The organism is Paucilactobacillus kaifaensis (assembly GCF_005405145.1).
GTDB lineage: Bacteria > Bacillota > Bacilli > Lactobacillales > Lactobacillaceae > Paucilactobacillus > Paucilactobacillus kaifaensis.
In genome coordinates this window covers 1-5712 of record NZ_BJDM01000032.1, presented here as the reverse complement: position 1 = coordinate 5712, position 5712 = coordinate 1, and the positions used below count along the sequence as shown (strand labels likewise).

General features: G+C 38.0%; 17 protein-coding genes. 16 read left to right on the top strand and 1 reads right to left on the bottom strand.

Annotated elements, in window-relative coordinates:
• The first annotated feature begins 92 nt into the window (after window positions 1-92).
• A complete protein-coding gene (locus FFM51_RS08605; protein WP_137598214.1) occupies window positions 93-521 on the top strand; it encodes a hypothetical protein in 429 nt (142 codons plus the stop codon).
• Window positions 522-640: 119 nt separating this feature from the next.
• Here FFM51_RS08605 and FFM51_RS08865 read toward each other — a convergent pair whose 3' ends face one another.
• Complete coding sequence (locus tag FFM51_RS08865; protein WP_170999611.1) at window positions 641-790, bottom strand: hypothetical protein; 150 nt, start codon at window positions 788-790, stop codon at window positions 641-643.
• A 147-nt stretch (window positions 791-937) separates the two neighbouring features.
• Here FFM51_RS08865 and FFM51_RS08600 point away from each other — a divergent pair, with 147 nt between their 5' ends.
• From FFM51_RS08600 to FFM51_RS08555, 15 genes are all read left to right on the top strand, one after another.
• The gene (locus FFM51_RS08600) at window positions 938-1129 is read left to right on the top strand and encodes a helix-turn-helix domain-containing protein (protein WP_137598213.1); all 192 of its coding nucleotides are present in this window, start codon (window positions 938-940) and stop codon (window positions 1127-1129) included.
• Window positions 1126-1719: a DUF1642 domain-containing protein gene (locus FFM51_RS08595; protein WP_137598212.1), complete on the top strand. Its 594-nt coding sequence runs from the start codon at window positions 1126-1128 to the stop codon at window positions 1717-1719. Before FFM51_RS08600 ends, FFM51_RS08595 begins: the two co-directional genes overlap by 4 nt.
• Complete coding sequence (locus tag FFM51_RS08590) at window positions 1706-2029, top strand: hypothetical protein (RefSeq protein WP_137598211.1); 324 nt, start codon at window positions 1706-1708, stop codon at window positions 2027-2029. Before FFM51_RS08595 ends, FFM51_RS08590 begins: the two co-directional genes overlap by 14 nt.
• Window positions 2019-2204 carry a hypothetical protein gene (locus FFM51_RS08585; RefSeq protein WP_137598210.1) on the top strand — a complete coding sequence of 62 codons (186 nt, stop codon included), beginning with the start codon at window positions 2019-2021 and terminating at the stop codon, window positions 2202-2204. The genes FFM51_RS08590 and FFM51_RS08585 overlap by 11 nt, the downstream gene beginning before the upstream one ends.
• Window positions 2201-2374, top strand: coding sequence for a hypothetical protein (locus tag FFM51_RS08860; protein WP_170999610.1), 174 nt, complete (start codon window positions 2201-2203; stop codon window positions 2372-2374). The genes FFM51_RS08585 and FFM51_RS08860 overlap by 4 nt, the downstream gene beginning before the upstream one ends.
• Window positions 2371-2505 carry a hypothetical protein gene (locus FFM51_RS08935; RefSeq protein ID WP_263386067.1) on the top strand — a complete coding sequence of 45 codons (135 nt, stop codon included), beginning with the start codon at window positions 2371-2373 and terminating at the stop codon, window positions 2503-2505. Before FFM51_RS08860 ends, FFM51_RS08935 begins: the two co-directional genes overlap by 4 nt.
• Window positions 2498-2914: a DUF1642 domain-containing protein gene (locus FFM51_RS08580; RefSeq protein WP_137598209.1), complete on the top strand. Its 417-nt coding sequence runs from the start codon at window positions 2498-2500 to the stop codon at window positions 2912-2914. Before FFM51_RS08935 ends, FFM51_RS08580 begins: the two co-directional genes overlap by 8 nt.
• Complete coding sequence (locus tag FFM51_RS08575) at window positions 2907-3185, top strand: hypothetical protein (protein ID WP_137598208.1); 279 nt, start codon at window positions 2907-2909, stop codon at window positions 3183-3185. Before FFM51_RS08580 ends, FFM51_RS08575 begins: the two co-directional genes overlap by 8 nt.
• Complete coding sequence (locus FFM51_RS08570; protein ID WP_137598207.1) at window positions 3178-3417, top strand: hypothetical protein; 240 nt, start codon at window positions 3178-3180, stop codon at window positions 3415-3417. The genes FFM51_RS08575 and FFM51_RS08570 overlap by 8 nt, the downstream gene beginning before the upstream one ends.
• A gap of 174 nt (window positions 3418-3591) precedes the next feature.
• Complete coding sequence (locus FFM51_RS08855) at window positions 3592-3750, top strand: hypothetical protein (RefSeq protein ID WP_170999609.1); 159 nt, start codon at window positions 3592-3594, stop codon at window positions 3748-3750.
• Window positions 3734-3907, top strand: coding sequence for a hypothetical protein (locus FFM51_RS08850; RefSeq protein WP_170999608.1), 174 nt, complete (start codon window positions 3734-3736; stop codon window positions 3905-3907). Before FFM51_RS08855 ends, FFM51_RS08850 begins: the two co-directional genes overlap by 17 nt.
• Window positions 3908-4384, top strand: coding sequence for a hypothetical protein (locus FFM51_RS08565; RefSeq protein ID WP_137598206.1), 477 nt, complete (start codon window positions 3908-3910; stop codon window positions 4382-4384).
• Between the two features lie 5 nt (window positions 4385-4389).
• Complete coding sequence (locus FFM51_RS08560; RefSeq protein ID WP_137598205.1) at window positions 4390-4836, top strand: RusA family crossover junction endodeoxyribonuclease; 447 nt, start codon at window positions 4390-4392, stop codon at window positions 4834-4836.
• A 12-nt stretch (window positions 4837-4848) separates the two neighbouring features.
• Entirely contained in the window at window positions 4849-4974 is a 126-nt protein-coding gene (locus tag FFM51_RS08930; protein WP_263386066.1) for a hypothetical protein, read from the top strand.
• Between the two features lie 217 nt (window positions 4975-5191).
• Window positions 5192-5638: a hypothetical protein gene (locus FFM51_RS08555; RefSeq protein ID WP_137598204.1), complete on the top strand. Its 447-nt coding sequence runs from the start codon at window positions 5192-5194 to the stop codon at window positions 5636-5638.
• Window positions 5639-5712 lie beyond the last annotated feature (74 nt).

Here is a 5712-nt window from a genome sequence, read left to right as displayed (position 1 = left end):
TAATTAAAATATTAACGTTTATTGCAGGCTATATAACGTTTGTACTGTTTTGGGGTAAGTTGCTTAGCATGAATGATAAGGAAGTGTAGCACATGAAAACAAGTGAATTTAAACGAGAACTGGAAAAAATGGGTGATTATAGTTTTGACAATGATTTTGTAGTGACGGATGACAATGTTCGGATATTCTTCATCGATCCCACAACTCGAAACGTAATTGATACTGCGATGACTATAATGGGCATTCCTGACGATCTATTCCAGTTAACCGTTGCATACGTAGCAACACCAATCAGGCAGCGGGAAGATGAGAAGCAGTATCGAGTGCATGTGGTTAAAGATAGTCCTAATGGTTTTTTTAACTTATGGGCTAATACAGATCGTACGTTAGCTGGTAAAACGCAGACAGATGATGTACAAACTATTTTCACCGAATCTGAAATCGAAGAACTGAAACACAACCCCGATTTGGCAATTAACTGGGATAGTGCACTGGAACCTGTTGAGGAGGACGAAGAATAATGGATGATGTTATTGATAATGTTGAAAATTTAATCATTGAGTTGTCAAAAGATGAAAGCACAAAAAAAGACGTGCAAAAGTTAGAGGCTTTTACACATCTGATAAGTTGCTACAGTTGTTTAGTGGAGACCTGTTCGGTTGGATCCTAAAACTCCAACTTTTTTATCATATTCTTTAATAATCTCAAATAAAGCTTTAGCGAATTTACCGTCTGGATCGTCAATACCATTTCGTTTAAGTATATTTTGGATATTAAATCTAGTAAACATAGTTTTTCTCCTTTCATAATTTAATAAGTGAAATTCAAATTTGCACAGAATGTTACGTTATTTACATCAACGCGCTTATTATATCCCGTTTTATCAAACTAGGCAAATATATAGTACTACGGAGTGTGGTTTTTAGGAGGCTCTGAAATGTGGAACAAAGTAATTCAAATTTTAAAAGAAAAAGACATGTCGATTTATAAATTGGCACGGCTAACAGGTATTCAAAAAAATACGCTATACAGTTATACAGCTGGTGCAGAACCAAGCTTTAAAAATGCATGCAAAATAGCTGATGCATTAAACATTAGCTTAGACAAATTAAGAGAGGCAGACAAATGAAATACAAATCAGGCGATGAAATTTTAATCAAGGCAAGAATCAATGCGGTTGATGATGGCAGCATTCATATATATTCGGATGTTCTAGATGGTCACTGGGTTGATGAAAATGCTATTGGGAGCCTAGTAGTAGTTGACCCAACTGAAAAAGTTAAAGTGCCTAAATGGTTTGATGAATGGTATCACGAAAACGACGGTAATGATAAGAACGACGTAGAATGTATTCGTATATTATCTGTTTCTGATAAATTGTACTGGTTGAATGGAAACGAAATTAACCAATCTCTAGAAAATAAAGATCGCACTAAATTCATTCAAGCCATTATTGACGGCTACGAAGTCGAACAAGAGAAACGATACGTACTGCCGATGGAGGGAACGGAACTCACAGACGGTAGCATGAAATCAAAACCACGGATTGCTTATCTTGTTCCTGATGAAATCAACCCGCGTTGGAACACTAAAGCGCTATTTCAAGCAACTGCTGAAAAGAATCCAACTTTTCAAGTTGCTCAATCACAACTAGACAATGCACCAGATTGGGTTAAGGCAATCAAACCAGTGGAGGTTGAACCAGATGAAAATAATTAGCTTACGGAGTGTTGGATTAGGCGACAGTCAAGTGAAAATAACGTACATGGGTGACATAGGTCAAGCAAGTGACCCAACTCCGATACCATTGGTGGTAAAACTTGGCGAAAAATATAGTTCTGAAATAAAGATTGTCGCAATTGAATTATTGAGTGGCGATTATTTACCAACAATGCGTAACTTAAGTACGTATGACGGTCATACTTACTATTACAAAGTAACCACGTCAGATGGTCACGTTAGAGTACTGCCAGAGCAGAGTTACATTGCTGAGTGGGCTGATGATGAGGGTGACCAAGATGACGAATAAAGAATTACTCAAAAAATTAGCATCACGGATAGTCGAAGATTTGAACGGTGAAAACGAAGAATATGCAATGACTGGTGAGGACCATGATTTAGGCATGGCTGATGGACTTAAGGTTGCACTGTATGAAGTTAAACACTTAGATGATGAATTAGCCGAGGACGGTGACGACAAATGATTGTACTAGAAAGCGGAACCATCATTAATAAGAATGAAATTGATTATATTAGTGAATATGTGCCCACGATATCTGCCAAAGTTGGGTTCAAAAGTGGTAATTCAATAGAAATTAGTTTTAACGACTTTCTGTATATTCGGCACGTTTTAAGGGGCGGTGATGACGAATGAGACCAGAATTTAGAGCGTGGGAAAAAGATGTTAAACACATGAATGACCAGGTACGACTCACTTGGAATAGATTTGGTTCCAAGGAGTTAATGTGTGAAGTTACCGAATTATTGGGGGTGCAAGATGACTAAATATCGAAAAACTGCACTGATTGAAGCAGAACAGTTTGATAGCTCTGATGAAATGATTCATAAATACAATATCTATATAACTTTTGGTTCAATTCCCTGGGATAAACCAAACCACAAAGACTATAGGATATTCGTTTTGAAAACAGTAGATGGTGATATAGAGCTTATACATGGTGATTGGATTGCCACAGGGATTGACGGTGAACATTGGGTAATCAGAAATGACATTTTTAAGCAGACATACAAACAGTTACCAGTGATTAGTCACTATGCTGCTGAAATAATTGAATGGACAAAAGAGGCCGATAAGACGCTTGCTGATGTGTTCAGGGATTATGATGAATTTGAGGATAGAGTGGACGATATTGCCCGCGCTTGGTTAGATGGATATGAGGTGCGAGATGAGTGAATTACATCTATCGGTGTCATCAAGCGATGATGTGGATGAAATTTATTTTAATGAGCAAATTGAATCAGTTGATCTTGCCACAAGCCAGTCTACTTCGTTTTTTCTCACAGACGAGGAAGCATTGAAAATGTATCATTTTATCCGTAGCTGCTTGTTGCTGGAAAATAAAATCAACATTACAGTCACTGATCAAGATGGAATGGTGGGACGTGCTGACGAGATCAAAAAAATTACGTTTAAAGACAAAGCTGAGGCGGTGCAAGATGACTAGTGAAACACCAGAGCAGCAGAATTGTCTTTGCTGTCATGAACCTTTTAAATTTCTTAATGATCCTGACGAGAGTTCAGAAGAGGCCTACCTTAAACTTAACCAAGGTAAGTGGCTCTTTGTCCTTGAGGGAACAGAGTGGGATTACTACAACGATGATGGCTATGAAACTCATGCATATTCAGCTGAGATTAAGCATTGTCCAGAATGTGGCAGAAAGTTGAGTGATGAGTGATGACTAATAAACGTATCGAGCGAAAAAAACACAAGCAAGATATGGAGAAAGTCAACGCCGATTTTGAACGCTCAAAGTTAGGATATTCAACTCCTGAAGTTTCAGTGTATCTGAGTGAAATGAGAAAGGGCTATACAGCTTGCCGCAAGAGGAATTAAAGGTGATGTTTAAAATATGAAAAATTTCAAAGTAAAAATAAAAGGTGGAGTAGTGATTGATATTGCTGCCGATAGTGAACAAGATGCAATAAATAAGATAACAAAGAATGCATTAACTGCTGGACTACCAGCGCCCAAAATCACGGAGGTGTTTTTAAATGAAGAGAGCAACTAACGGAGTATTTTTAGCATTGTTAGCAGGTTCAATCGCAATCTTAACTGGTTATGCTGCTTATGTATTCATGCATGGATTGACAGATTTAGGCTGGTTATTGATTGCTTGTGATGTGGTTGCAGTTGGTGATTTCGTTTTGTTTTGGCGAGGTGATTAGATGACAACTAAACAGCGACTAGATATTAATTATCTATTAGATGTGTGGCCGTCAGATCATGAAGTTAGCGATAGTCATGGCCATAACACAAAGGATTGTCCAATCTGCAGAGAAGTGATTAGGCGAGGTCATAAGCTTTGGAATACAAATAAAGTTAAAGAAAAGACAATCCGGGCAGATATGATTGCTAAATTAACTGCTAAGAAATTCACGCCTGATGAAATTGCTGAACGTCTTAATATTGAAAAAGATACAGTTAATAAGATTGGCAGGTTAAACAAATTACCTTATTGGCGCAAGCGCGAGACATTCGCATTATGGCGAGACAAGCAATCTGAACGTTTCAAGTCAATTCATGAGATGGCAGTGTTCTTACATGCGTCAGAGTCAGATGTTGTATATTGCAATAAGAAACATCAGGAGCTTAATGGCTGGGCTGTAATCATTAACAAACAACTAATTGAAGTTAGTAGGTGATTAACATGGCGATTAAGTTAATTATCCCAGGTGAGCCAATACCACAAGGTAGACCGAAGTTTGCACGACGTGGGTCATTTGTTACAGCTTACGACCCAAAAAAGTCGAAAGATTACAAACAATTGGTTAAACAGGTTGTTAGCAAGCAGTACGTTGGTAAGCCACTCTCAATGGCACTTAAAATCGATTTACAGGTCTTTCGACCAGTTCAGAAGTCAATCAGCCACAAAGAACGTGAAATGCGTCTATCGGGCCTACACAGGCCAATAATCAAAGGTGACATTGATAATTATTTTAAAGCAGTCACGGACGCGCTAACCGGAATAGTTTGGGTTGATGATGCGCAAATTGTATCTACTAGCATTGATAAGTGGTATTCAGATGATCCAAGAGTTGAATTAGTAATAACCGTACCAGAATCAAAACAAATTGAATTAGTAAAACAAATTTAGGAGGAATCTATTATGAGTGAAATTAAAGATAACAGCATTAAGTTTGGTGGAGAATTAGCCAACATTCAAAGTAAGACGCGTAAGGACAGCAAGGTTACAGTATTACGGATTGAAGTACCATCTCAAGCACTATCGTGAAAGATTTAAGCCTTATTCGATGCACAAGGTAGCAACATTGGATTAACTGTTACACTAGCACAAACAGAGTTAGATACTGATGGAGTGCAAGAAGCTGACGGCCAGACTGAGATGGATCTAGAAAGATAAGTGCACAAAAAAAGACGCTCCCAATTAAGAGACCGTCGCACGCTTATGTTACCAACACAATCATTATAACATAAGGGGATGGCGCAGATTGGGAAGTCACAACAGTTTTCAATGGCTTAAAACATATCTGGATAACGAAGAAGAGATTGCCAACATCGAGCTAGATTTGAGACGAACTGAGATCGAGCTATCCAGATATACTGATGGTGATCTCAGGAATATCAAGCTGAACAAGAAGTCTAACGCTTCACAACTTGAAGAGATAATTGCTGAATACAAGAAGTTGCTAGAACAGGATTACAAGATTAAGGATGAAGTCATGAACTTGCTAGATCGGTTCAGCGGAATAGAGAACACTATCTTGAAAGAGAAGTATATCAATGGCAAAACGTTGATGGATATTGCAGACATGCCAGATATTGGCTATTCATATCAGACTATCAAACGTGTTCACGCAGAGTTAAAACGCAGACTGGTTTGGTTAGATATGTGGGATATGCCAGAAGAAAACAGGCATCAAATTAAATTGTTTTAGGTATCATTAAAGTAGCACCCTTAATGGTGCCGACATCTTGCTTTACAGGGTTTATATTAATAGCATGCAAATTT

Excerpts from the sequence above, each read along its gene's own strand:
- FFM51_RS08605 (WP_137598214.1), top strand. The coding sequence starts at position 93 with ATGAAAACAAGTGAATTTAAACGAGAACTGGAAAAAATGGGTGATTAT.
- FFM51_RS08565 (WP_137598206.1), top strand. The coding sequence starts at position 3,908 with ATGACAACTAAACAGCGACTAGATATTAATTATCTATTAGATGTGTGG.
- FFM51_RS08560 (WP_137598205.1), top strand. The coding sequence starts at position 4,390 with ATGGCGATTAAGTTAATTATCCCAGGTGAGCCAATACCACAAGGTAGA.
- FFM51_RS08935 (WP_263386067.1), top strand. The coding sequence starts at position 2,371 with ATGAGACCAGAATTTAGAGCGTGGGAAAAAGATGTTAAACACATGAAT.
- FFM51_RS08595 (WP_137598212.1), top strand. The coding sequence starts at position 1,126 with ATGAAATACAAATCAGGCGATGAAATTTTAATCAAGGCAAGAATCAAT.
- FFM51_RS08855 (WP_170999609.1), top strand. The coding sequence starts at position 3,592 with ATGAAAAATTTCAAAGTAAAAATAAAAGGTGGAGTAGTGATTGATATT.
- FFM51_RS08930 (WP_263386066.1), top strand. The coding sequence starts at position 4,849 with ATGAGTGAAATTAAAGATAACAGCATTAAGTTTGGTGGAGAATTAGCC.
- FFM51_RS08850 (WP_170999608.1), top strand. The coding sequence starts at position 3,734 with ATGAAGAGAGCAACTAACGGAGTATTTTTAGCATTGTTAGCAGGTTCA.
- FFM51_RS08590 (WP_137598211.1), top strand. The coding sequence starts at position 1,706 with ATGAAAATAATTAGCTTACGGAGTGTTGGATTAGGCGACAGTCAAGTG.
- FFM51_RS08585 (WP_137598210.1), top strand. The coding sequence starts at position 2,019 with ATGACGAATAAAGAATTACTCAAAAAATTAGCATCACGGATAGTCGAA.
- FFM51_RS08580 (WP_137598209.1), top strand. The coding sequence starts at position 2,498 with ATGACTAAATATCGAAAAACTGCACTGATTGAAGCAGAACAGTTTGAT.
- FFM51_RS08575 (WP_137598208.1), top strand. The coding sequence starts at position 2,907 with ATGAGTGAATTACATCTATCGGTGTCATCAAGCGATGATGTGGATGAA.
- FFM51_RS08570 (WP_137598207.1), top strand. The coding sequence starts at position 3,178 with ATGACTAGTGAAACACCAGAGCAGCAGAATTGTCTTTGCTGTCATGAA.
- FFM51_RS08865 (WP_170999611.1), bottom strand. The coding sequence starts at position 790 with ATGTTTACTAGATTTAATATCCAAAATATACTTAAACGAAATGGTATT.
- FFM51_RS08600 (WP_137598213.1), top strand. The coding sequence starts at position 938 with ATGTGGAACAAAGTAATTCAAATTTTAAAAGAAAAAGACATGTCGATT.
- FFM51_RS08860 (WP_170999610.1), top strand. The coding sequence starts at position 2,201 with ATGATTGTACTAGAAAGCGGAACCATCATTAATAAGAATGAAATTGAT.